Consider the following 21,759-nt stretch of genomic DNA (forward strand, 5'->3'; position numbering starts at 1 on the left):
AACCGACGATGACCACTACGGTTGAGAAAGTCGTCTTGCCTCCGATTCCCGCAAAGCGCTACTTCACGATCGGTGAAGTCAGCGAGCTGTGCGGGGTCAAGCCGCATGTGCTGCGTTATTGGGAACAGGAATTCACTCAGCTGCGGCCGGTGAAGCGGCGTGGCAATCGGCGGTATTACCAGCACCACGAAGTGCTGCTGATCCGGCGGATTCGCGAGTTGCTGTACGAGCAGGGATTCACGATCAACGGTGCGCGCAACCGGCTCGATTCGCCGGCCGGCGAGCGGGCTGCGGCAGCACCCGTCGAGCCGGAGGCGCAGGCCGCCGATGCTCGTACAGCGGGCAAGCCGGGCGCGACCGTCGACGTCATTGCATTGCGGCAGGCGCTGCTCGACGTGCTCGACGGACTGAAGCACGACTGAGTGCGAAGCGCGAAGAATGAAATGAAAAGCCCGGTTGGCAGCGTGCCACCGGGCTTTTTTCATGCGTGCCGGGTGCGTTTCAGCGTGACGCCAGCGGGTTCTTCTGCCCCATGTCGACGACCAGCGTACCGTCGGGCAGCATCCGCACCGAGCCTTGTGCAACCTGGTTGCGGTAGCCGTACAGGTCGAAACGCATCGGGCCGGCCCCGGCCGAATTGCGGATCAGCGCACGTACGTTCAGTTCGAGCACGTTGAACATCTTCATGTCGCCGCCTTCCATCCACATGTAGCTCGGTGCATCGATCTGCGGCCGTTGCGGCGCGGGCGCGCCTGCCATGCGCCTGAACGTGAGGCGCAGCCCGTCGCGTTCGACCGTTGCCTGTCCGAGCTTGCCGTTCAGCACGGGGGGCGGGAACACCGTGTACTGGTCGAGCACGAGCGTGTCGCCGCGCAATTCCGCGCCGCGCCGCTGCAACGGCGTCAGCGAAGCGAGCTCGATGCCGAGCGAACGCAGCAGCTTCGCCTGCGGGATGCCGAGCACCGACACCTGGGACGGCGTGAACGCGAGATGCCGGTCGTCGAGCACGGACAGCGTGCCCTTCATGTCGGTCGGCAGCCAGACGCCCGGCACGTGGTTCCACAGCTTGATGCCGCCCTGGACGCGCAGGTTCGTGCCGTCCGCGCTCAGTTGCAGATCGTTGAGCGAGCGCGGTGAGTAGTCGAGCAGATAGTTGTTGAAGAGCGCCGACATCGCCTTCCACGACTCGACGACGGTGCCGCCGAGAATGCGGATGTCGTACTGGTTCGGATCGTCGAGATCGACGGGGTCGCCGGGCCGCTTCGATACGAGCTCGACGTCGAGGTCCTCGACGTGAAAGCCGATATCCCCGGACAGGTTGAAGTCGACGTTGCGCAGATGGATCGTCGGGTTGCGGTTCGACACGTGCCGTTCGTTGAACGGCGTGGTCGACGTGCGCCGCATCGCGACCTTCTGCATGCCGGGGTGAGCGGGGTTCGCCGCGAGTGCGTAGGCTTCCCAGTGCTGGCGTATGTCGCGCAACGCATTCTGTTGCGCGGCGAGGAAGCTGTCGTTCAGGCGCGCGGTCGCGTTGCCGAGCAACGCGCCGCTGGCCGGGCCCGCATACGACGGCATCCGGATCGCCATCGCGCCGCTTTCGTCGAAATTGAAGTAGCCGGCCGACACCTGGTCGCGATAGTGATACAGGTCGAACACGAAAGTCTGGTCATGCTTCGTGGAATCGACCGGGCCGATCAGGATGTCCGCGTTCATCGGCATCGAGCGCATGAACTTCACGTCGCCGCCGCGAATGTACATCGCTTGTTGCGGTGCGTTCGCGGGCATTGCGAAGCCGGCATGCGTGCCGTCGTCGAGCTTCAGGTCGAGCCCGGCCGGCGTCACGCGCAGCGCGGTGATCGTGAGCTTCAGGCGCGGCGGCGGCATCAGCTTGTCGACCGACATCACGAGATCGTCGCCGGCGAGTTGCGCGATCGGCGTCTGGACTTTCAGCAGGTCGGCCATCTTCACGTTGGCCGCGCGCATCACCGGCTGCGCGTTGATGCCCGATACGCGCACGCCCGTCGGATGGAACACGAGCTGGCTGCCGTCACGGATCGCGAGGGTGCCGGTCAGCGAGAAAGGTACCCAGCCGTCGCGCTGCATCTCGCCTTGCAGGTGGATCACGCCGTCGCCGGCCGACACGGCGAGCTTGCGCAGCGGCGCGTTGCGGTAGCCGAAGATGTACGTGTTGAAGAGGGCGGTGAGCTTCGCGTCGTCGAGCGTAACCGTGCCTTCATGCACGTCGATCTGGAAACTGGTCGGATCGTCGAACACGATCGGCGCGCCGGCTTGCGTCGGCACGAGCGTGGCCGACAACTGGTGGATGAAGAAGCCGAGATTGTTGACGATGCGGAAATCGACGTCGCGCAGGAACGTCATCGCGCCGTTCTGGCCGGAATCGCGCAGCGTGAACGGGCGCGGTTGCGTGAGGCTGATCGATGCGAGCGACGGCACGGTGCGTGCAACCTGCTGCTCGCGGGTGAGGCGTTCGGCCTTGGTGCGTTCGATCTTCGTCGACGCGACCGACGTGTTGCCGTCACGCTGCGCGGAGGATTCCGCGCAACCGGCGCACAGCAGCGCGAGCGCCAGCACGCCGCAGCCGAACATGCGGGACGTCGTGGGCGAGAGGGGGCGGCCCGCGCGTGGCGGGCCGGAAATCCAGTCGAAAATTGCCAAAGGCGAGCGATGGCCGCGCCGGACCGCATTCCGCATCGTCTGTCTCCATGTCTTGTCGTGATCGACGGCGGCGCGCGCCACTGCACGGCGCGAGCGTCGATGCCGTGCAGTGTGGCATAGCGTGCTAGAGCGGCGTTACCAAACAACGGGCGCCGGGGTAGGGCCGTCCGGCGGGCTGCGGGACAATGGATTCAGGGTGATTGGGCGGCCGGATCAAACGGTCGTTTGGTTTGCGCGGCCCGTCGCCGGCGAATGTCGCTGCGACCGGGAAAATCCGCCGCAGCCTTGTCCGATGCGGGTTTCGCCGGATGCGACGGGCAGCGGCCGCGGCGGTCGAAGCGGGGCTGCGATCCGGCCCCGACGCCGCGGCCTGCGGGTCGGTCAGACCAGCATGTGCCGCCGGATTGCGTTCAGCGTCGCCTGGTCGAGTTGCAGCCCGTTCGCGATATACGACGTCATCGAGCCGTACGATGCGGTGACCTGGTCGAATGCCGCCTGCAGATAGTCGGTGTGTGCGCCTTGCAGCGCGGTCATCATGTCTGCCGCATTTTGCCCGCCGGCTTTCTGCGCCTGGGCGACCGAAGTCGCGATTTCCGATGCACTGTAGACGTTCGTCAGCAGATAGTCGGCGAGTATCGTTTGTTCGGACGCGCCGAGGATCGTGTGCAGGATCGCGGTGGCCCAGCCCGTGCGATCCTTGCCGGCCGTGCAGTGGAACACGAGGTTTTCGCCTGAGCCGGCGAATCCGGTGAAGAGCGCGTGATAGCTGGCATGCGCGGTGTCCGACGTGACGAACGCGCGGTACATGCTCAACATGAATGCCGTCGCGGTGGCGCCGGTGGTCGGGAGCGGCTCGATGCTGGCCGCCCCGAGCACGTTGAGGTTTTGCCAGGTGGCCCCGGCCAGTGGCACATCCGGTTGCGTCTTGATCTCGGCGGGCGTGCGCAGGTCGCAGACCTGCCTGATGCCAAGCGTGCCGACGGTGGCGATGTCCGCGGCCGACAACGCGAGCGCGGAGGAACGATATATCACGCCTTTTTTCATCTTGGCGCCGCTCGTTGTCACGTAGCCGGTTCCGTCCGGCCCGGCCGAGTCGCGAAAATTCGATACGGAACTCAACCGCGGTGTCGTGACCGGCGCGACCGAAATCGAGTCGCCTCCGCATGCCGACAGAAGCGATGCGCTTCCCAGCGCCACGCCTATCGTACCGGCGCCCATCCGGAGAAACTGTCGACGGGAAATTTCTTTTTTCTGATGCATTCAATGCCCTGTATCGGAGACGGTTACAAGGGGTCGCGACTGCGGTGGTGACCGAGGTTGCCTCCTGTATCACGTGCTACGCGGCAAAGCCGGGCCGGATCGATCGGCATGCAGTCGGACGGTTCGCCCGTGCGCATCGATCTCGCGCCGGGTAACCGCACGGTAGCGATTTGCGGCGAACCGGCCATCGTCCTTTTCGATTAGGTCGGAATGCGGGTTGCCGGGGCCGGCTGCGCGTTGTCGACAGGTAGGATCGGCGGCGGCGGCGCGGTAAGATCGACATCAGTGGCTGTATCGACCAAAGCACAGTAGCCATCACGGGGAAACGTCATGGATCTCAAGGAAGTCGACGTATTGGGTGCGGGCGTGGGCGATCACTGGTACTACGCGTCGAAGGCGAGTGCGATCCGTCGGTTCCTTGGGGTGCCTGGTGCAAACCGGATACTCGATGTCGGTGCAGGCTCGGGCTTCTTCTCGAAGCACTTGCTGGAGCGTACGCAGGCGACGGAGGCGTGGTGTGTCGATACGAGCTATGCGGACGATACCGACGGCGAAGCGTCCGGCAAGCCCATCCATTTTCGGCGATCCGTCGACCGATTCGACGCCGATCTCGTGTTGCTGATGGATGTGCTCGAGCATGTCGACGACGATGTCGGTCTGCTCACGCAGTACGTAAAGGGTGCGCCTTCGGGGAGCCGCTTTCTGATCACGGTTCCCGCGTTCCAGTTCCTCTGGAGCGGGCACGACGATTTTCTCGAGCACAAGCGCCGATATACGCTGGGCAGTCTCGAGGACGTGGTGCGTCGCTCGGGGCTCGACGTCGAGCACGGCGCCTATTATTTCGGTCTCACGTTTCCGCTTGCGGCAGCGTTGCGGCTCGGCGAGCGGGTGCGTCGGCAGCCGAGCGAGCCGGCGTCGCAATTGCGTCGTCACCATCCGTTCGTCAACGGCTTGCTCAAGTCGATCTGTCGGATCGAGTTACCGATATTCCGTTTCAACCGCGTCGCCGGGCTCACGGTCATCTGTGTGGCGCGCAAGCGGTGAATGCGAGGCGTCGTCGTGTGGTTACTGCTGCGCAATTCGTTCATGCCACGCGCGTCGGTGCCCGCATCGCGCCTTCGCGCCAAAAAATTTCACAAGAACACTCACAAAATGCATGCGACCCGTTCTAAATCGGAAAACTGTCTGTTATAATTTTTTTCTTTCGGGGCGTAGCGCAGCCTGGTAGCGTACCTGCATGGGGTGCAGGTGGTCGGAGGTTCAAATCCTCTCGCCCCGACCAGACAAAGAACCCGCGTCAGCTCAAGCTGACGCGGGTTTTTTCTTGCCGGTCGCTTTTTTGCACATCGCGGCGCGGCCCCGGTAAAATGCAAGGTTGATCCACGGAAAGCGCCGTGATTTAGCGGAAGAGGATTCCCCGAACATGACTGATCTTCGTCTTACCATGCGGTTCGCTGCAGTGCTCGCCACCGGCGCGCTCGTCGCCGGTTGCGGTACGTCGTCGCCCACGAAAGTGGACTACAAGAGCGATTCGAAATCGAAGGAAGCGTCGCTCGCAGTGCCGCCCAACATGCTCGACGAGACGGCCGATCAGCGTTCGCTGCCGCCCCAGGGCGGCGCGACTTCCCTGTCCGCGCTTCAGCAGGTCCAGCAGGCAGCGCCTGCGCTGGACACCGTTGCTCCGGCCGTCGCCGGCATGCATATCCAGCGCGACGGCACCGAGAGCTGGCTCGTGATCGACGGCAAGCAGCCCGCCGCCGTCTGGCCGCAGGTTCGCCGCTTCTGGCAGGAGCAGGGCTTCCTGCTCGTCGTCGACCAGCGCGACAAGGGCGTGATGGAAACCGACTGGAACGAAACCCATCCGCAGATCAATGACGGCCTGATCCGTAGCGTGATCTCGAAGGCGATGGGCAACTCGTACGTGACGGCCGAGCGCAACAAGTACCGTACGCGTCTCGATTCGGCGCCGAATGGCGGCACCTACGTGTTCATCAGCCAGAAGGGGATGCGCGAAGCGATCACGGGCTCGAACAACGATTCGAGCAAGTGGGAACCGAAGCCGAATGATCCGGCGCTCGAGACCGAATACCTGAAGCGATTGATGGCGGTGCTCGCACAGAACGAGCAGCGCGCGAAGAACGGCGAGCCGCCAATCGCGAACATCAAGGACAACACGGTACCGGTGGCCAAGGACAAGAAGGCCGACGACGCATCGTCGAAGGCTGCTGCAGCGATTGCCGCGCAAAACGTTTCCCGCGCGTCGGCGCAAGGCAACGATGCGGCTGATGCTGCCGTCCCGTCGGAAGTCACGCTCGGCGAGCCGTACGACCGGTCGTGGCTGCGCGTCGGTCTCGCGCTCGATCGTGCGAACTTCACCGTCGACGATCGCGATCGCACCAAGGGCCTGTATTTTGTGCGCTATGTCGATCCGAAGGATCTGACCTCGGCCGAGCAGGGCTTCTGGAGCCAGTTGTTCCACGGCAAGAAGGAAAAGCAGGCGAAGCAGTACCGTGTCAACGTGAAGGCACTCACGGCCGACCAGACGCGCATCGCGATCGTCGACGATGCGGGCGCGATCGATACGTCGTCGCCGGCTCGCCAGATCATGGGGCTGCTCGTGAATCAGCTTCGCTGATCTCGACGTTTCTCCCATCGATGAAAAGCCCGCCACATGGCGGGCTTTTTTTATCGCCGCTCGCCGGCGCGCATGTGTGCGGAAGGTTCGGTCCCTCCTCGTGACGTTACGTAACATCCGTGCGTTACGGCGGCAAAACCCGTGTCGCATCGTCGAAGGTCAAAAATTTATCCTTTTAAATCAATAGGGTGGTCGGCCTGTGGTGGCTGGCACGCAACCTGCTTTATATGTTGGAATTGTTGAAACAGGGAGGATGGCGTCAGATGCCGGGGGTGCGCCGCGAGTGCCCGATCAACGGTATCGACGTCTTCGAATGCCGACGCGACAAGCGTCGGCGTAACTGATGACGATCCGCGCCAGCGTGCGGATCTCGATGGCCCCGTCGCCTATCCTCGTAGGGCGACGGTTTCGCCCGCGCTTCTCTGAAGCGCGGGCTATTTTTTTGGGGCCGTCGTGTGACGCCGTGCTGGCGCAGCCGCTGCACGATTCGCGTATTCTCGGACTTTTCCAGACGAAGGGGGGGAGCGGGAATGGCGGAAATTGCAGTGGTGGCGCTGATCGTGGCGAAGCCGGGCGCCGAGGAAAAGTTGCGTGCCCAGCTCGAAGGGATCGTCGAGCCGACCCGCAACGAAGCGGGAGCGTTGCAGTACGACCTGCATCGGGACTTGAAGGAGCCGGCGCGATTCGTATTTGTCGAGCGCTGGGAAAGCGAGGAGGCGCTGGCTGCTCATGCGCGTTCCGCGCACATTCTCGCTTATCGGGAAGCGGCCGCGGACTGGATCGAGCGTTCCGAAATCCGCGTGCTGTCGAAGCTCGTCTGAGCCGGGCAGGGCGACCGGACGTGTCCGGTCGCGGGATGCGTCAGTGCGACGTGTTGGGTACGTCGAGGATCAGGATGATCGTCCAGTCGGCGTCGCCGTCGTGATGGTACTGGCGCTCGGCGACGATGAACGGTTGCTGCTTGCCTTGCGGGCCGAGGAAAAGCACGTCGCCCTCCATCGGCAGGCACTCGATCGGCGGCAGCGCGAGGAACGCGTCAGCCGAGCCGCGGGGCATCAGTTGCTTGATCTGGCGAGTGGCGGCTTCGGTCCACTCGATGTCGAGTTGAATGTTGCTCATGCTGTCCTCCGCACCGGGGTGCGCACGGGTGGAAAATTTCGGTGCGCGACTTTAGCACAGCGCGCGGGCACCGCAACCAAAAAAGCCGAACCCGGTTGCCCGGATTCGGCTTTTCGCTTGTGCGGTGCCGCCGAACTTACTGGCTGGCAGCGTCTGCGGCCTTGGCAGCCTTCTTGCCGGCCTTCTTCGCAGCTGCCTTGTGGTGAGCAGCCTTCTTGCCGTGGTGATGCTCTTCCTGCACCGCCGGCTGAGCGGCTTCAGCCGCTTGCTGCTGCTGCAGCGCCTGTGCGCGCTGCTCGATCTCGGAGATCTTGGCCGGATCGGTAATCGTCTTGATTTCCGTGCTCTCTTGCGCATACGCTGCGCCAGTCAGCGCCGACATCGCTACCAGGATAGCCAGGGACGTCTTCTTCATTGCTTTACCTCCGCTAAGTGGTGATGAACCCGAGTGTTGCCGTTTTGTCTGGCGACTGCAATCGAGTGCGTGTCGAGTGTAACAAAAGTGACGGATCAATGTGCACCGGATCGTGGCGCGACGCAACGCCCCGTTGAAGTCGCGCAACACTTCGCGCGCTTCGTCACGTGCGTGCCATCGTCGTCGCCGCAGTCATTTCCGCTCCGGTTTCCCCGGAGTCGTCAGAACCACCCGAGCCGTCGATACACATGGAACTGCGCGATGCCGACCAGTTCATGAAGCGCCTGCTCGGCGTTGACTACATTGCGCCAGCGCGGCAGCCAGCCTGTTTGCGCACGCCGGCGATTCGCATAAACGGGCTGCGGATCGATCCCGAAACGGTGGAAATCGAGCAATGCGCGGCGCATCTGGTATGACGAGGTGACGAGAATGCGCGCGTCGTCATACTGTGAGCGTAGTATAGACGCAGTGAATTTCGCGTTTTCGTAGGTTGTGCGGCTTTCCGGTTCCAGAACGAGGTCCGTGGGCGCGACGCCTTCGGCGACGAGTTGGCGCCCGTATACGGCAGCCTCGGTTTCGCCGTGATGCTGCGGGTCGCCGCCCGACATCACCACGGTGCAGCGCTCGGCTTGCTGCCGGCAGGCGCGGTAGAGCGCTGCGACCTTGTGGATGCGGGCGGTTCCGTCAGGTGGCGGCCGCAGCCCGGAGTCGGTGCGCTTCGTCCCTGCGCCGATGAGAATCAGCGTGGTTCGTCCATGCATGTCCGGGTGCTCGACGGGTGCGACGCCCGCCTCGGTCCAGGCGATCAGCGGCGCGGCGAGCCAGCCTGTCGCGAGCAGCCAGAACAGCGCAACGGCGGCGATCGAGATGATTCGTCGCCGTTTGCGGCAGAGCATGAAACAGATGAAGAGAAGTACAAATGAATCGAACAGAATCAATTTGATTGGGGTATGGTGTCTTTTTATGGACGGCTGACGATCCGGCCCTGACGCGACGCCGACCGTCGGCGTCCAGAATCGGTGGCGGTATCGGCGGGCGGAGACGCCGCCCGGCGCGCCGCTTCGCATTGTCGCTGCACTTTAAGAAAGAATCGAGATGGCCACGTATTCCAACGAAGCGGTGCTCGACGCATTGAGACGAGTGCAGTACCGCCAGGTACCGTGGGCACGCCGCCCGGGTGTGTTCGAGTATCTCCGTTCGCTCGGGCTCATGGACACGGTCAGGCAGAAAACCGTTGCCCCCGCGCCGGGCTTCCATGCGCCGGTCGACATTGCCGTGTTGACCGAAAGCGGTCGAGCCGAATTCTCGCGCCTCGAGCGCGACGAGAAATTACTTTCCTGGACCGATCGCCGCATGGCCGACTACGCATTGAGCGAAGCGAGTGCCGTGGCGATTCTCGAAAGCCGTCTGTAGCGGTCGATCATCCCGTCACGCGCATCGCCGTGCGGCTGGCGATGCGCCAAAAAAAAGCCCGTATCGCGAGGATACGGGCGTACCGGATACTTTTGCTGTTGCCACGCTGTGCTCATGGCAACGTTGTGACTCGTCGCATGCGACGCAGTTCCCGACCGCGGGCATTTTCTTTGGCTAAATCCCGAAATTGGCAGGACTACGGATGACGCGGTACGTCGGTCGGCTGCGAGCCGATGCGCGCTCGCGCGTTGCTGGCGATGTCGCCGCGCAGGTCGCCGCGCGGCACGGTTTGCCGGCTGGGCGGATTGGCGGACGGCGGCTGGCGGAGGGTGTTCCGGTGATCCTGCTGGCGATGGGGCGGCTTCACGCGATCGTCGGCGTGGGCTGGGGCCGACAACGCCATGGAAATGACAATGCCGCATGCGACGAGCAGTGACATTGGTTTCATGGCGGGGCTCCCTTCAAGCCGTCGACGCGGCCTGTTGATATTTCGCTAAGGTAAGCGTGGGAGTGCAGGCTAGCTGTAAATATTGGTAAATAGATGTATCGCGACACGACAACGGTAATCGACGGCAACGCGGGCGTCGCGAACAGGTCGCGACGCTGAAAGAAACCGGGCGGCCGAAGCCGCCCGATCGAGCATTCGTTACGCCATCTTGACGGGCGCGCGCCAGGATTCCGGATTGGTCCAGAAGGCGCCGCGCAGCCGGTCGCGGCTCGGCGGTGCGGGCGGCTTCGCGGCGCTTGCGCCGATGCGCCCGCGCAGGGAAATCTGCCGGCCGCTCGTGCCGAGTCGCTTCACGATTTCGGCGAGCGTGCCGTCCGCCTGCCATTCGTCGAAGCGACGGCGGCAAGTCGGCGGCGACGGATAGCGGCCCGGCAGCTTCGACCAGCCTTCACCCGTCGACAGCACCCACAGCACGGCGTTCACCACCGAGCGGGCTTCCACGCGGGGGCGGCCACGCCGCTCACTCCGCGCGGGTTCAGAGCAAAACAGACCCTCGACCAGCGCCCACTCGTTATCTCTCAAATCGTCGAACAGCATCATGTCCTCACCTCAGCGAAGCTAACTCCGGTGCGCTGCCCTGCGCCGCGCACTCTTCAGGCACTCGATCATCGAGTGCCGGGTGGGGGCGTCCGGTTGGCCGGCAGCGGCGTTTTTGCTCTTCCGTCCGACGAAAACCTGCGCCCTGTGCGCCAGGTAATGCACGAAGCGTGCCATGTCGGAGGTAATTCCCTCGAGAGCCGCTTGGCAGCGAGCTAACGGCTAAGTCAGCTAGGGGCGTATAAGACGCCAAAATAACCCGCCAGCAAATCGGGACAATCACCAATCTTGTGCAGTTCGCCCGCACCACGTGCGTTCGCGGATGTATTGCACCGCAGCGAAACATGTGGGGCAGGTGCCTGATTCGCACATCGAAGCTGGATTCGCGCATTAAAATCGCGCATCGATATCGACGATTGATGAGGTCGGGAAATGAACGTCACGCTGCGCCAGCTTCGCGTCTTCATCGAGGTCGCGCGGCTCAAGAGCTTCAGTCGCGCGGGCGACGAGATCGGGCTCACGCAATCCGCGGTCAGTCGCTGCGTGCGCGAGCTCGAGGCCGAGCTCGGGCTGAAGCTGATCGATCGCACGACGCGCGACGTGCAGCTGACCGATGTCGGTGCAAACCTGATCGCGAGCGTGTCCCGTCTGCTCGACGATCTCGACGACACGCTGCGCGAAATTCGCGAGATCGGCGAGCAGCGCCGCGGACGCGTGATCGTCGCGGCCAGTCCGACGATCGCGTGCCGGCTGATGCCGCGTGTGGTTGCGTCGTGCGAGCGCCAGTTTCCGTTCGTGACGCTGGGTTTGCGCGACGACGTGCAGAGCGACGTGTTGCGCAAGGTGAAGTCGAGCGAGGTCGATTTCGGCGTCGTGATCGGTCCGCTCACGGTGGCCGATCTCGTCTGCGAATCGTTGATGACCGATTCGTTCTGCCTGGTCGCGCGCGCGGACCATCCGCTCGCGGCGCGTGCCGAGGTGCCCTGGACGGCGCTGGACGGCGAGCGCCTCGTGCTCCTCGATCATGCATCGGGAAGCCGGCCGCTGATCGATGCCGCGCTGGCCGCTCATCATGTCAACGCGACGGTCATGCAGGAGCTCGGGCATTCGGCGACCGTGTTCGGACTCGTCGAGGCCGGCGTCGGCGTGAGCGTGCAGCCGTGGCTGTCGCTGCCGCTACCGGCCGGCTCGACGCTCGTCGCGCGGCCGCTCACGCCACGCACCGAGCGCACGGTCGAACTCGTGCGCCGCCGCGACCGGTCGTTGTCGCCCGCTGCGCAGGCGATCTGGGAACTCGTGCGACAGATGCCGGCGAGGGCAGAGGACCTCGACTGACGCGGACCGACGTGCGCCGGCCCTGCGCGCGGGCCGGTACACTACGCGGATCGTGTTCCTCGAAGGTGGTTCTCGATGGTGCATTCCGCAGATTCTCTTCCGGTGGCGCGCGACGCCGTGCACGCGCTGCGTCCGTCGCTGATCCGGGAAGTGGCAAACGCCGGCTTTGGCGTGCCGGACATGCTGCCGTTCTGGTTCGGCGAATCCGATCGCGTGACGCCGGACTTCATCCGGGACGCCGCCGCGGCGGCGCTGCGCGATGGCGCGACCTTCTACACGCACAATCTCGGCACTGCGCCGCTGCGCGACGCGATCGCCTCCTACGTCAGCGCCCGTCACGGTGCGACGGCGGCCGACACCGTGGCCGTGACGAGCTCGGGTGTAAGCGCGCTGATGCTGGCCGCGCAGATGCTGGTCGGTCCGGGCGAACGTGTCGTCGCGGTCACGCCGCTGTGGCCGAATCTCGTCGAGATTCCGAAGATCCTTGGGGCGCAGGTCGAATGCGTACCGCTCGGCTATGGCGATGCGGGCTGGCAGCTCGATGTCGAGCGGCTGCTGGCGGCGCTGACGCCCGATACGCGGATGCTGCTGATCAACTCGCCGAACAATCCGACCGGCTGGACGATGTCGCGCGACGACCAGCGAGCGGTGCTCGCCCATTGTCGCCGCCACGGCATCTGGCTGGTCGCCGACGAGGTGTACGAGCGGCTCGCTTTCGACGCCGGCGGTGCGGACGGTGCACCATCGTTCCTCGACATCGCGTCACGCGACGAGCGGGTCGTGGTCGTGAATTCGTTTTCGAAAGCGTGGGCAATGACGGGCTGGCGCCTGGGGTGGCTCGTCGCGCCGGCAGCGGTGATGGCCGACCTGTCGAAGCTCGTCGAATACAACACGTCGTGTGCGCCGGGCTTCGTGCAGGCCGCGGGTGAGGTCGCGCTGCGCGATGGCGAGCCGTTCGTGCGGTCGTTCGTCGCGGCGCTGCACGATGCGCGCGATCACCTGGTTGCCGCGCTGCGCACGCTGCCGGGTGTCGAGGTGCCGCCTCCGCCGGGCGCGATGTACCTGTTTCTGCGCCTGCCGGGCGCGTCGGACAGCCTCGCGTTCTGCAAGACGCTGGTGCGCGAGGCGGGGCTCGGCCTCGCGCCTGGGCGCGCATTCGGCCCGGAGGGAGAAGGGTTTGTGCGCTGGTGCTACGCGTGCGATCCGGCACGCCTTGACGCGGGCGTGGAGCGGTTACGGCGGTTCCTGGCACGGGGCGTGGCCGACCGCTGAAGCGGGGCCGGAGCGGGCGCGCCGTGCTGGCGGCACCCCGTTCGGCTCATCTTTACGCACCGGGCAATTTTGCGTAATATGGCGCTCAGTCACGCGGTTCCGTCGTTGAGCCGTGCTGTTCCGTCCGGTTTGGGCCTGGCCTGAAGTTGGTTCGCCGCCCCCGGTTCGTGCTCCCATCAATATGACCGATCAGAATCGGGCGAGCGCGTCTTCCGTTCCTTTCGTCTGTTTGTTGATCCGGTTCGTTTGACCACAGGGTCTGGCCTAGCTGCATGAATACCCAAGAGGCGAAGATCGTCCTCGAGACTGCTTTGATCTGCGCGCAGGAACCGCTGAAACTCGGCGATTTGCGCAAGCTCTTTGCCGACGGCGTGTCGGCTGACACGGTCCGCACGTTGCTCGAAGATCTGAAACAGGAATGGTCCGGCCGCGGCGTCGAACTGGTGGCGCTGGCAACCGGATGGCGCTTCCAGAGCAAGCCGGCGATGCGCCACTATCTGGATCGCCTGCATCCCGAGAAGCCGCCGAAATATTCGCGCGCGGTGCTCGAAACGCTCGCGATCATCGCGTATCGGCAGCCTGTCACGCGCGGCGACATCGAAGAGATTCGCGGCGTGACGGTCAATACGCAGGTGGTCAAGCAGCTCGAGGATCGCGGCTGGATCGAGGTGATCGGTCATCGCGACGTGCCGGGACGCCCGGCGCTGTATGCGACGACCAAGCAATTCCTCGACGACCTCGGCCTGAAGGCGCTCGATGATCTGCCTGCGCTCGAAGAGCCGGCCGCGAACATCGAGGCCGCGCTGCTGGCGCAGCAGGCGATGGATTTCGACGAGGGCATGCCGGTTGCCGGCGATGCAACGGGCGACGCGCCGCAAACAGATGAGGCATCCGCCGGTCAATCGGCAGGATTGCCGGATGATCCTGCGGCGGACGGCGCGTCGACGCATGAAATCGCGAGCCGCGATACGCTCGATGCTGTTCACGGGCAAACGGAACGAATGGAACAGGCTGGCGCCGAAGCAGTGCCGGCCGGTGCGCAGCCCGAGCCGCTGCGCGCGGATTGGAGCGAGGCAGATCGCAAGCCGGCTGCCGAAGCGGTTGCCGGAGACGGAGCGGAAGCGGCCGGCGACACGCCCGGCGAGGCCGGCCAGGCCGACGCCCCCCGTTCCCGTCCTGCGGACGACGAGCTGCTGGACGACACGTCCGACAGTCTCGCCGATGCCGTGCGAAGCGCCAGTGCACCCATCGGTGCCGATGCGCTGCCGGACGACGAAGCAGAACCTGAACAGCGTCGCGCCTGATCGCGGCCAACTTCTTGCCGCGCCCGCGCCGGGCGCGAGACCTGACATTTTGAGGTTGTTTTGACAGATATCCACGATATTGAATCGTCCGCGCCTGCCGTACAGGCAGCGCGTGCCGACGATGCACCGGAGCAGGGCGCTTCGGCCGAGGGCGGCGACGAGCGTCCCCGCCGCGGTCTGCGGCGAGGCCCGCGCAGCCTGATCGCGCGGCGTCGCGCGGCAGCCAAGTCGAAGGGCGCCGAAGGCGAGCCGCAGGGCGGCGAAGGCGCTGACGCGCAGCCGGCCGAGGCCGCCGAAGCGCAGCAGCCGACGCGCGCGCCGCGCAAGGAAGGTGCGGCCAAGGGGGCTCGCAAGCCGGCGGCCAAGCGCGAAGGCGCGGCCAAGGCTCAGGGCGGCCAGGGTCGTCGCGGTAGTGCACCGAAGGCTGAAGGCGGCGCGGCAAAGGTGGAGGGCGATGCGTCCCAGGACGAACTGTTCGCCTACGTGACGTCGCCGGCATTCGACGCGGACAACTCCGCGGGCGGTAGCGGCGTGCGTGCACCGATGCTGCGTCGCGGCCGTAGCCAGCCGGCGAACAAGCGCGTGCTGTCGCCGGACGACGACGCGCCGAAGCTTCACAAGGTGCTGGCGGAAGCGGGCATGGGCTCGCGCCGCGAAATGGAAGAGCTGATCGTCGCCGGCCGCGTGTCGGTGAACGGCGAGCCCGCGCACATTGGCCAGCGCATCATGCCGACCGACCAAGTGCGGATCAACGGCAAGCCGGTCAAGCGCAAGCTGCCGAACAAGCCGCCGCGCGTGCTGCTGTACCACAAGCCGACGGGCGAGATCGTCAGCCACGCGGATCCGGAAGGCCGTCCGTCGGTGTTCGACCGCCTGCCGCCGATGAAGACGGCGAAATGGCTCGCGGTGGGCCGCCTCGACTTCAATACCGAAGGTCTGCTGATGCTGACGACTTCCGGTGACCTCGCCAACCGCTTCATGCATCCGCGCTACAGCGTCGAGCGTGAGTACGCGGTGCGTGTCGTCGGCGAACTGGCCGAAGGCATGCGGCAGAAACTGCTGCACGGCGTCGAGCTCGATGACGGCCCGGCGAACTTCCTGCGCATCCGCGACGGCGGCGGCGAAGGCACGAACCACTGGTATCACGTTGCGCTGGCCGAAGGCCGCAACCGCGAAGTGCGCCGGATGTTCGAGGCGGTCGGCCTGATGGTGAGCCGCCTGATCCGTACGCGTCACGGCCCGATTCCGCTGCCGCGTGGCCTGAAGCGCGGTCGTTGGGAAGAGCTCGACGACGCGCAGGTGCGCAAGCTGATGGCGACCGTCGGCCTGAAGGCGCCGTCCGAAGAGAAGGGCAAGCGCGCCGGTGCGGGCCAGGCGGAGCGTCGCCAGCCCGATCCGATGCAGACGTCGATGGGCTTCATCAGCCGTGAGCCGGTGCTGACGACGCATGGGCAGCTGGATCAGCCCCGTCGTGGTGGTGGTCGTCGTGGCGGGCCGGGCCTGCCGGGCCTGAGCGGCTACGGCAGCCTGCCGGTCGCGCCGTCGGGCTACGGCAATCGCACCGGCGGCGGCCGGGATGGCAACCGTGCGGGCGGGGGCGGACGCGATGGCAATCGCGCCGGCGGTGGCCGTGGCGATGTCGACGGCAATCGCGCGTCGTATGGCGCAGGCCCCAAGCGCGACGGCGCGGGCCCCAAGCGTGGCGGCAGCAAGGGCGGTAACCGCAACCCGAACGGCAATCGTGCCGAGGGTGCCGGCAATGGCGGCGGCCCGCGCGGCGGTCAGCGTCCGCAGCGCAGCCGCACGCGCAGCCGCTGAGCATTCAGTCAGGCATGCGGCGCAAGGCCGCCGGTGTGCCGGCCGGATCGGCATCCGGCCGGTCTTGTCGGCGCGAGGCATTGCGTCGATTGCTTTCGACTGTATATGTGTCGCGCGGTGCTGGATGGCCGCCGGCATGACCGATCACCGGTCTGTCGTCATGGCGCCGGTCGATCGTGCAGCCCGATTTCGCATTTTTGGGCCCGTAAAGGCAGGCGACACGCTGCTTTTACCGGCTGGCTTGGCGTTTGCGCCAAAAATCGCTATAATCGCGAAGTCGCTGGGCGTACGGATTCAATGTGCGGCTCAGGTGCGACCACCAGTAAGAAGATGGGCGTTCCGCCCATTTTTTTTTGCTGAAACGGTTAGGCATCTCGGGTAGCGCTTCCTGCGCCGGCTAAGGCGCGCGCCCGCGGGTGTAATCGCGAGCGGCGGGCGCGAACACCTGAGAGGACACAGTGCAACTGACGGAACTGATAGAAACCACGGTCACCGGGCTCGGCTACGAGCTGGTGGATCTCGAGCGCACCGGGCGCGGCATGCTTTGCATCTATATCGATCAGCCTGCCGGCATCTCGCTCGAAGATTGCGAAAAGGTCACGCGTCAGCTCCAGCACGTCTTGACGGTCGAAAACATCGATTACGAACGGCTCGAAGTCTCGTCCCCGGGGCTCGACCGCCCGTTGAAGAAGCTGGCCGACTTCGAGCGCTTCGCTGGCAGCGAAGTTTCCGTGACCTTGAAAAAGCCGCTGGACGGGCGCAAGACGTACCGGGGCATTCTGCACGCGCCGAATGGCGAAACGATCGGTTTGGAATTTGAGAGGAAGAAGGGCGAGGCGGCCATGCTGGATTTCACGCTGGCCGATATCGACAAAGCCCGCCTGATTCCGCAAGTTGACTTTAGGAGCCGCAAATAATGAGTCGCGAAGTGTTGATGCTGGTGGATGCGCTGGCGCGCGAGAAAAACGTCGACAAGGATGTGGTGCTGGGCGCCCTCGAGGCTGCGCTCGCGTCCGCTTCCAAGAAGCTGTTCGACGAAGGCGCCGAAATCCGCGTCCATATCGATCGCGAAAGCGGCGAGCACGAAACCTTCCGTCGCTGGCTCGTCGTGCCCGACGAGGCAGGCTTGCAGGAGCCGGATCGCGAGATCCTGCTGTTCGAAGCACGTGAGCAGAAGCCCGACGTCGAAGTCGGCGAGTATGTCGAGGAACCCGTTCCGTCGATCGAGTTCGGTCGCATCGGCGCGCAGGCCGCGAAGCAGGTGATCCTGCAGAAGGTGCGCGACGCCGAGCGCGAGCAGATCCTGAACGACTACCTCGAGCGGGGTGAAAAGATCATGACGGGTACGGTGAAGCGCCTCGACAAGGGCAACTTCATCGTCGAATCGGGCCGTGTCGAGGCGCTGTTGCGCCGCGATCAGCTGATCCCGAAGGAAAACCTGCGCGTGGGCGACCGCGTGCGCGCCTACATCGCGAAGGTCGACCGCACCGCGCGCGGCCCGCAGATCGAGCTGTCGCGTACGGCGCCCGAGTTCCTGATGAAGCTGTTCGAGATGGAAGTGCCGGAAATCGAGCAGGGCCTGCTCGAGATCAAGGCGGCTGCCCGCGACCCGGGCGTGCGCGCGAAGATCGGCGTCATCGCGTACGACAAGCGGATCGATCCGATCGGCACCTGCGTCGGCATCCGCGGTTCCCGCGTGCAGGCCGTGCGCAACGAGCTCGGTGGCGAAAACATCGACATCGTGCTATGGTCGGAGGATCCCGCCCAGTTCGTGATCGGCGCGCTCGCGCCGGCAGCTGTTCAGTCGATTGTCGTCGATGAAGAAAAGCACTCGATGGACGTCGTCGTCGACGAGAACGAGCTGGCTGTCGCGATCGGCCGCAGCGGTCAGAACGTTCGTCTTGCAGGCGAACTGACCGGCTGGCAGATCAACATCATGACGCCGGACGAATCCGCCCTGAAGCAGGGTGAAGAGCGCGACCGGCTGCGTGCACTGTTCATGGCGCGTCTCGACGTCGACGAAGAAGTTGCCGACATCCTGATCGACGAAGGCTTCACGAGCCTGGAAGAGATCGCGTACGTGCCGCTCAACGAAATGCTCGAAATCGAGGCGTTCGACGAGGACACCGTGCACGAGCTGCGCAATCGCGCACGCGACGCGCTGTTGACGATGGCCATCGCGAACGAAGAAAAGGTCGAGAACGCAGCGCTGGATCTCAAGAGCCTCGACGGCATCACGCCGGAGCTGCTCGCGAAGCTGGCCGAACACGGCGTGCAGACGCGCGACGATCTCGCCGAGCTGGCTGTAGATGAACTGGTCGACATGACCGGAATGGAAGAGGATGCCGCTAAGGCGTTGATCATGAAAGCACGTGAACATTGGTTCCAGTGAGAAATGACCATGGCGCACTGATTTGATGGCGGCCGTATGGCCTGACCCGATGCTAACCGCAAGGAATCGGTCCTTGCACTAAGAGGAATGAATGGCGAGTAACAACGTAGCCCAATTTGCCGCGGAACTGAAAATGCCTGCTGGTGTGCTGCTCGAACAGCTGCAGGCAGCGGGCGTCCAGAAAGCGAGTGAAGACGATGCGCTGTCCGAAACGGACAAGGCGCGTCTGCTCGATCATTTGCGCAAGTCGCACGGCGCAACCGACGGCGACAAGCGCAAGATCACGCTGACCCGCAAGCATACGTCGGAGATCAAGCAATCTGACGCGACGGGCAAGGCTCGCACCATTCAGGTCGAGGTCCGCAAGAAGCGTACGTTCGTCAAGCGCGACGACGTGAGCGAGGGTGCGGAACAGGGACAGGCGCAGGTTGCCGAGGCGGACGACGATGCGGAACTGAAGCGTCGCGAAGAAGAAGCGCGCCGTGAGGCCGAGCTGCTCGAGAAGCAGGCGCAGGAGCTTCGCGAGCGCCAGGAACGCCTCGAGCGCGAGGAAGCAGAGCGCCGCGCCCGCGAGGAAGCGGCTGAAGCCGAGCGTCGTCGCGCCGAGGAAGAGGCCGCAGTGAAGCGTGCCGCGGCCGAAGCGGCGGCGCAGCAGCAGGCGGCCGCACAGCAGGCTGCGGCAGCCGAGCAGCAGGAAACGGCCAGCACGCAGTCCGCGCAGGACGAAGCACGCGCAGCCGCCGAACGTGCGGCTCAGCGCGAAGCGGCGAAGAAGGCTGAAGACGCTGCCCGCGAGGCGGCGGACAAGGCGCGCGCCGAGCAGGAAGAGATCAGCAAGCGTCGTGCAGCGGCAGAAGCCGAAGCGCGTGCGATCCGCGAAATGATGAACACGCCGCGCAAGGCCGTGGTCAAGGCAGTCGAGCCGCCGAAGCCGGTGGAGCCGCCGAAGCCGGCCGAAGCGAAGGGCACGCTGCACAAGCCGGCGAAGCCGGAAGGTGCGCAGGCGCGTCCGGCCGTGAAGAAGCCGGCCGGTGCGGCAGCGCCGGCCACGACTGCGCCGGCAGGTGCGGGCGACCGTAACAAGAAGCCGGGCGCAGGCAAGGGCGGCTGGCAGGACGACGCATCGAAGCGTCGCGGCATCAAGACGCGCGGCGATTCCAGCGGCGGTGTCGACCGCGGCTGGCGCGGCGGTCCGAAGGGTCGCGGCCGTCACCAGGACAGCTCGACGTTCCAAGCGCCGACCGAGCCGATCGTTCGTGAAGTGCACGTGCCGGAAACCGTGTCGGTTGCCGACCTCGCGCACAAGATGTCGGTCAAGGCCTCCGAAGTCATCAAGGTGATGATGAAGATGGGCCAGATGGTCACGATCAACCAGGTGCTGGACCAGGAAACGGCGATGATCATCGTCGAAGAACTGGGCCACCGCGCGGTTGCCGCGAAGCTGGACGATCCGGAAGCGCTGCTCGTCGAAGGCGAAACCGGTACCGATGCGGAGCAACTGCCGCGTCCGCCGGTCGTCACGGTCATGGGTCACGTCGACCACGGCAAGACCTCGCTGCTCGACCACATCCGCCGCGCGAAGGTTGCAGCGGGCGAAGCGGGCGGCATTACGCAGCACATCGGCGCATACCACGTCGAAACGCCGCGCGGCGTCATCACGTTCCTCGATACGCCGGGTCACGAAGCGTTCACGGCAATGCGTGCACGCGGCGCGAAGGCGACCGACATCGTGGTGCTGGTGGTGGCAGCCGACGACGGCGTGATGCCGCAGACGAAGGAAGCCATCGCCCACGCGAAGGCAGGCGGTGTGCCGATCGTCGTCGCGATCAACAAGATCGACAAGCCGGACGCGAATCTCGATCGCGTCAAGCAGGAGCTGGTCGCGGAAGGCGTCGTGCCGGAAGAGTACGGCGGCGATTCGCCGTTCGTGCCGGTTTCGGCGAAGACGGGCGCGGGTATCGACGATCTGCTCGAGAACGTGCTGCTGCAAGCCGAAGTGCTGGAACTGAAGGCACCGGTCGAGGCGCCGGCCAAGGGCATCGTGATCGAAGCGAAGCTCGACAAGGGCAAGGGCCCGGTCGCGACGATCCTGGTGCAGTCCGGTACGCTGAACCGAGGCGACGTCGTGCTGGCGGGTACGGCCTATGGCCGCGTGCGCGCGATGCTCGACGAAAACGGCAAGCCGACGAAGGAAGCCGGCCCATCGATCCCGGTCGAAATCCAGGGTCTGTCGGAAGTGCCGGGTGCGGGCGAAGAAGTGATCGTGCTGCCGAACGAGCGCAAGGCGCGTGAAATCGCGCTGTTCCGTCAGGGCAAGTTCCGCGACGTCAAGCTGGCGAAGCAGCAGGCCGCGAAGCTGGAAAGCATGCTCGAGCAGATGGGCGAAGGCGAAGTGCAGAACCTGCCGCTCATCATCAAGGCGGACGTGCAGGGCTCGCAGGAAGCACTCGTGCAATCGCTGCTCAAGCTGTCGACCGACGAAGTGCGCGTGCAGATCGTGCACAGCGCGGTGGGTGGCATCAGCGAAAACGACGTCAACCTCGCAACGGCATCGAAGGCGGTCATCATCGGCTTCAACACGCGTGCAGATGCGCAGGCGCGCAAGCTGGCCGAGTCGAACGGCATCGACATCCGCTACTACAACATCATCTATGACGCAGTGGATGAGGTGAAGGCGGCGATGTCGGGCATGCTGGCGCCGGAGAAGCGCGAAGTCATCACCGGCATGGTCGAGGTGCGCCAGGTCTTCAAGGTACCGAAGATCGGTGCAGTCGCCGGCTGTATGGTGACGGACGGTGTCGTCAAGCGCTCGTCGTCGGTGCGCGTGCTGCGCAACAACGTCGTGATCTTCACGGGCGAACTCGAATCGCTGAAGCGCTTCAAGGACGACGTGAAGGAAGTGAAGCAAGGCTTCGAGTGCGGTATGTCGGTGAAGAACTTCAACGACATCGTCGAAGGCGACCAGTTCGAAGTCTTCGAAGTGACCGAAGTCGCGCGTACGCTGTAACCCTCGCGCATCGGCTCATGGGCGGGGCAGGCTTTGGGCCTGTCCCGCCCATTTTCATGGTGGCGTGC

General features: G+C 64.9%; 18 protein-coding genes, 1 tRNA gene and 1 pseudogene. 13 read left to right on the forward strand and 7 right to left on the reverse strand.

Features of this window, described 5'->3' with window-relative positions; genetic code table 11:
- The first annotated feature begins 8 nt into the window (after window positions 1–8).
- A complete protein-coding gene (locus tag CFB47_RS08745) occupies window positions 9–422 on the forward strand; it encodes a MerR family transcriptional regulator (protein ID WP_089439880.1) in 414 nt (137 codons plus the stop codon).
- Window positions 423–501: 79 nt separating this feature from the next.
- Here the strand turns inward: CFB47_RS08745 and CFB47_RS08750 are convergent, their stop codons facing one another.
- Together CFB47_RS08750 and CFB47_RS08760 are read right to left on the reverse strand one after the other, a co-directional pair.
- On the reverse strand, window positions 502–2,712 hold the full coding sequence (locus CFB47_RS08750) for a hypothetical protein (RefSeq protein ID WP_089461390.1): 2,211 nt from the start codon (window positions 2,710–2,712) through the stop codon (window positions 502–504).
- 345 nt (window positions 2,713–3,057) lie between these two features.
- Window positions 3,058–3,936, reverse strand: coding sequence for a tyrosine-protein phosphatase (locus CFB47_RS08760; RefSeq protein WP_089460968.1), 879 nt, complete (start codon window positions 3,934–3,936; stop codon window positions 3,058–3,060).
- 330 nt (window positions 3,937–4,266) lie between these two features.
- Here CFB47_RS08760 and CFB47_RS08765 point away from each other — a divergent pair, with 330 nt between their 5' ends.
- The 4 genes from CFB47_RS08765 (at window position 4,267) to CFB47_RS08780 (ending at window position 7,392) form a co-directional block, all read left to right on the forward strand.
- Complete coding sequence (locus tag CFB47_RS08765) at window positions 4,267–4,980, forward strand: bifunctional 2-polyprenyl-6-hydroxyphenol methylase/3-demethylubiquinol 3-O-methyltransferase UbiG (RefSeq protein ID WP_089456089.1); 714 nt, start codon at window positions 4,267–4,269, stop codon at window positions 4,978–4,980.
- A 161-nt stretch (window positions 4,981–5,141) separates the two neighbouring features.
- A tRNA-Pro gene (locus CFB47_RS08770) sits at window positions 5,142–5,218 on the forward strand.
- A gap of 141 nt (window positions 5,219–5,359) precedes the next feature.
- Window positions 5,360–6,571, forward strand: a complete 1,212-nt coding sequence (gene bamC, locus CFB47_RS08775) for an outer membrane protein assembly factor BamC (RefSeq protein WP_089456090.1) — start codon at window positions 5,360–5,362, stop codon at window positions 6,569–6,571.
- A gap of 530 nt (window positions 6,572–7,101) precedes the next feature.
- Window positions 7,102–7,392, forward strand: coding sequence for a putative quinol monooxygenase (locus CFB47_RS08780; protein ID WP_039339313.1), 291 nt, complete (start codon window positions 7,102–7,104; stop codon window positions 7,390–7,392).
- A gap of 40 nt (window positions 7,393–7,432) precedes the next feature.
- Here the strand turns inward: CFB47_RS08780 and CFB47_RS08785 are convergent, their stop codons facing one another.
- The 3 genes from CFB47_RS08785 to CFB47_RS08795 form a co-directional block, all read right to left on the reverse strand.
- Window positions 7,433–7,690 carry a hypothetical protein gene (locus CFB47_RS08785; protein WP_021162409.1) on the reverse strand — a complete coding sequence of 86 codons (258 nt, stop codon included), beginning with the start codon at window positions 7,688–7,690 and terminating at the stop codon, window positions 7,433–7,435.
- A gap of 136 nt (window positions 7,691–7,826) precedes the next feature.
- The gene (locus tag CFB47_RS08790; RefSeq protein ID WP_039339310.1) at window positions 7,827–8,105 is read right to left on the reverse strand and encodes a hypothetical protein; all 279 of its coding nucleotides are present in this window, start codon (window positions 8,103–8,105) and stop codon (window positions 7,827–7,829) included.
- Between the two features lie 221 nt (window positions 8,106–8,326).
- Window positions 8,327–9,043, reverse strand: a complete 717-nt coding sequence (locus tag CFB47_RS08795; RefSeq protein ID WP_089456092.1) for a YdcF family protein — start codon at window positions 9,041–9,043, stop codon at window positions 8,327–8,329.
- Between the two features lie 157 nt (window positions 9,044–9,200).
- Between CFB47_RS08795 and CFB47_RS08800 the strand changes: the two genes are divergently transcribed.
- Window positions 9,201–9,518, forward strand: a complete 318-nt coding sequence (locus CFB47_RS08800; RefSeq protein WP_011351791.1) for a hypothetical protein — start codon at window positions 9,201–9,203, stop codon at window positions 9,516–9,518.
- Between the two features lie 196 nt (window positions 9,519–9,714).
- Here the strand turns inward: CFB47_RS08800 and CFB47_RS08805 are convergent, their stop codons facing one another.
- Together CFB47_RS08805 and CFB47_RS08810 are read right to left on the reverse strand one after the other, a co-directional pair.
- Complete coding sequence (locus tag CFB47_RS08805) at window positions 9,715–9,966, reverse strand: hypothetical protein (protein ID WP_089439945.1); 252 nt, start codon at window positions 9,964–9,966, stop codon at window positions 9,715–9,717.
- Between the two features lie 201 nt (window positions 9,967–10,167).
- Window positions 10,168–10,563 (reverse strand): annotated as a pseudogene (locus CFB47_RS08810) (transposase); the annotation flags it as partial.
- Between the two features lie 432 nt (window positions 10,564–10,995).
- On the opposite strand from CFB47_RS08810, the gene CFB47_RS08815 reads away from it, so the two are divergent.
- The 7 genes from CFB47_RS08815 to infB all read left to right on the forward strand — a co-directional run bounded on the left by CFB47_RS08815 (window position 10,996) and on the right by infB (window position 21,691).
- Window positions 10,996–11,898, forward strand: coding sequence for a LysR family transcriptional regulator (locus tag CFB47_RS08815; RefSeq protein WP_071334368.1), 903 nt, complete (start codon window positions 10,996–10,998; stop codon window positions 11,896–11,898).
- 75 nt (window positions 11,899–11,973) lie between these two features.
- Window positions 11,974–13,170 (forward strand): pyridoxal phosphate-dependent aminotransferase, encoded by a 1,197-nt coding sequence (locus CFB47_RS08820; protein ID WP_089460969.1) that lies wholly within the window; start codon window positions 11,974–11,976, stop codon window positions 13,168–13,170.
- A gap of 272 nt (window positions 13,171–13,442) precedes the next feature.
- On the forward strand, window positions 13,443–14,474 hold the full coding sequence (scpB, locus tag CFB47_RS08825; protein ID WP_089460970.1) for an SMC-Scp complex subunit ScpB: 1,032 nt from the start codon (window positions 13,443–13,445) through the stop codon (window positions 14,472–14,474).
- Between the two features lie 60 nt (window positions 14,475–14,534).
- Window positions 14,535–16,292, forward strand: coding sequence for a 23S rRNA pseudouridine(2605) synthase RluB (gene rluB, locus CFB47_RS08830; protein WP_089460971.1), 1,758 nt, complete (start codon window positions 14,535–14,537; stop codon window positions 16,290–16,292).
- A 458-nt stretch (window positions 16,293–16,750) separates the two neighbouring features.
- On the forward strand, window positions 16,751–17,209 hold the full coding sequence (rimP, locus tag CFB47_RS08835) for a ribosome maturation factor RimP (RefSeq protein ID WP_014897219.1): 459 nt from the start codon (window positions 16,751–16,753) through the stop codon (window positions 17,207–17,209).
- Complete coding sequence (nusA, locus tag CFB47_RS08840; RefSeq protein ID WP_006476166.1) at window positions 17,209–18,684, forward strand: transcription termination factor NusA; 1,476 nt, start codon at window positions 17,209–17,211, stop codon at window positions 18,682–18,684. The genes rimP and nusA overlap by 1 nt, the downstream gene beginning before the upstream one ends.
- A gap of 91 nt (window positions 18,685–18,775) precedes the next feature.
- Window positions 18,776–21,691, forward strand: a complete 2,916-nt coding sequence (gene infB / locus CFB47_RS08845; RefSeq protein ID WP_089460972.1) for a translation initiation factor IF-2 — start codon at window positions 18,776–18,778, stop codon at window positions 21,689–21,691.
- The last annotated feature ends 68 nt before the right edge of the window (window positions 21,692–21,759 follow it).

Source organism: Burkholderia sp. AU27893 (assembly GCF_002223205.1).
Taxonomy (GTDB): Bacteria; Pseudomonadota; Gammaproteobacteria; order Burkholderiales; family Burkholderiaceae; genus Burkholderia.

Excerpts from the sequence above, each read along its gene's own strand:
- CFB47_RS08745 (WP_089439880.1), top strand. The coding sequence starts at position 9 with ATGACCACTACGGTTGAGAAAGTCGTCTTGCCTCCGATTCCCGCAAAG.
- CFB47_RS08750 (WP_089461390.1), bottom strand. The coding sequence starts at position 2,712 with ATGCGGAATGCGGTCCGGCGCGGCCATCGCTCGCCTTTGGCAATTTTC.
- CFB47_RS08760 (WP_089460968.1), bottom strand. The coding sequence starts at position 3,936 with ATGCATCAGAAAAAAGAAATTTCCCGTCGACAGTTTCTCCGGATGGGC.
- CFB47_RS08765 (WP_089456089.1), top strand. The coding sequence starts at position 4,267 with ATGGATCTCAAGGAAGTCGACGTATTGGGTGCGGGCGTGGGCGATCAC.
- bamC (WP_089456090.1), top strand. The coding sequence starts at position 5,360 with ATGACTGATCTTCGTCTTACCATGCGGTTCGCTGCAGTGCTCGCCACC.
- CFB47_RS08780 (WP_039339313.1), top strand. The coding sequence starts at position 7,102 with ATGGCGGAAATTGCAGTGGTGGCGCTGATCGTGGCGAAGCCGGGCGCC.
- CFB47_RS08785 (WP_021162409.1), bottom strand. The coding sequence starts at position 7,690 with ATGAGCAACATTCAACTCGACATCGAGTGGACCGAAGCCGCCACTCGC.
- CFB47_RS08790 (WP_039339310.1), bottom strand. The coding sequence starts at position 8,105 with ATGAAGAAGACGTCCCTGGCTATCCTGGTAGCGATGTCGGCGCTGACT.
- CFB47_RS08800 (WP_011351791.1), top strand. The coding sequence starts at position 9,201 with ATGGCCACGTATTCCAACGAAGCGGTGCTCGACGCATTGAGACGAGTG.
- CFB47_RS08805 (WP_089439945.1), bottom strand. The coding sequence starts at position 9,966 with ATGAAACCAATGTCACTGCTCGTCGCATGCGGCATTGTCATTTCCATG.
- CFB47_RS08815 (WP_071334368.1), top strand. The coding sequence starts at position 10,996 with ATGAACGTCACGCTGCGCCAGCTTCGCGTCTTCATCGAGGTCGCGCGG.
- CFB47_RS08820 (WP_089460969.1), top strand. The coding sequence starts at position 11,974 with ATGGTGCATTCCGCAGATTCTCTTCCGGTGGCGCGCGACGCCGTGCAC.
- scpB (WP_089460970.1), top strand. The coding sequence starts at position 13,443 with ATGAATACCCAAGAGGCGAAGATCGTCCTCGAGACTGCTTTGATCTGC.
- nusA (WP_006476166.1), top strand. The coding sequence starts at position 17,209 with ATGAGTCGCGAAGTGTTGATGCTGGTGGATGCGCTGGCGCGCGAGAAA.
- infB (WP_089460972.1), top strand. The coding sequence starts at position 18,776 with ATGGCGAGTAACAACGTAGCCCAATTTGCCGCGGAACTGAAAATGCCT.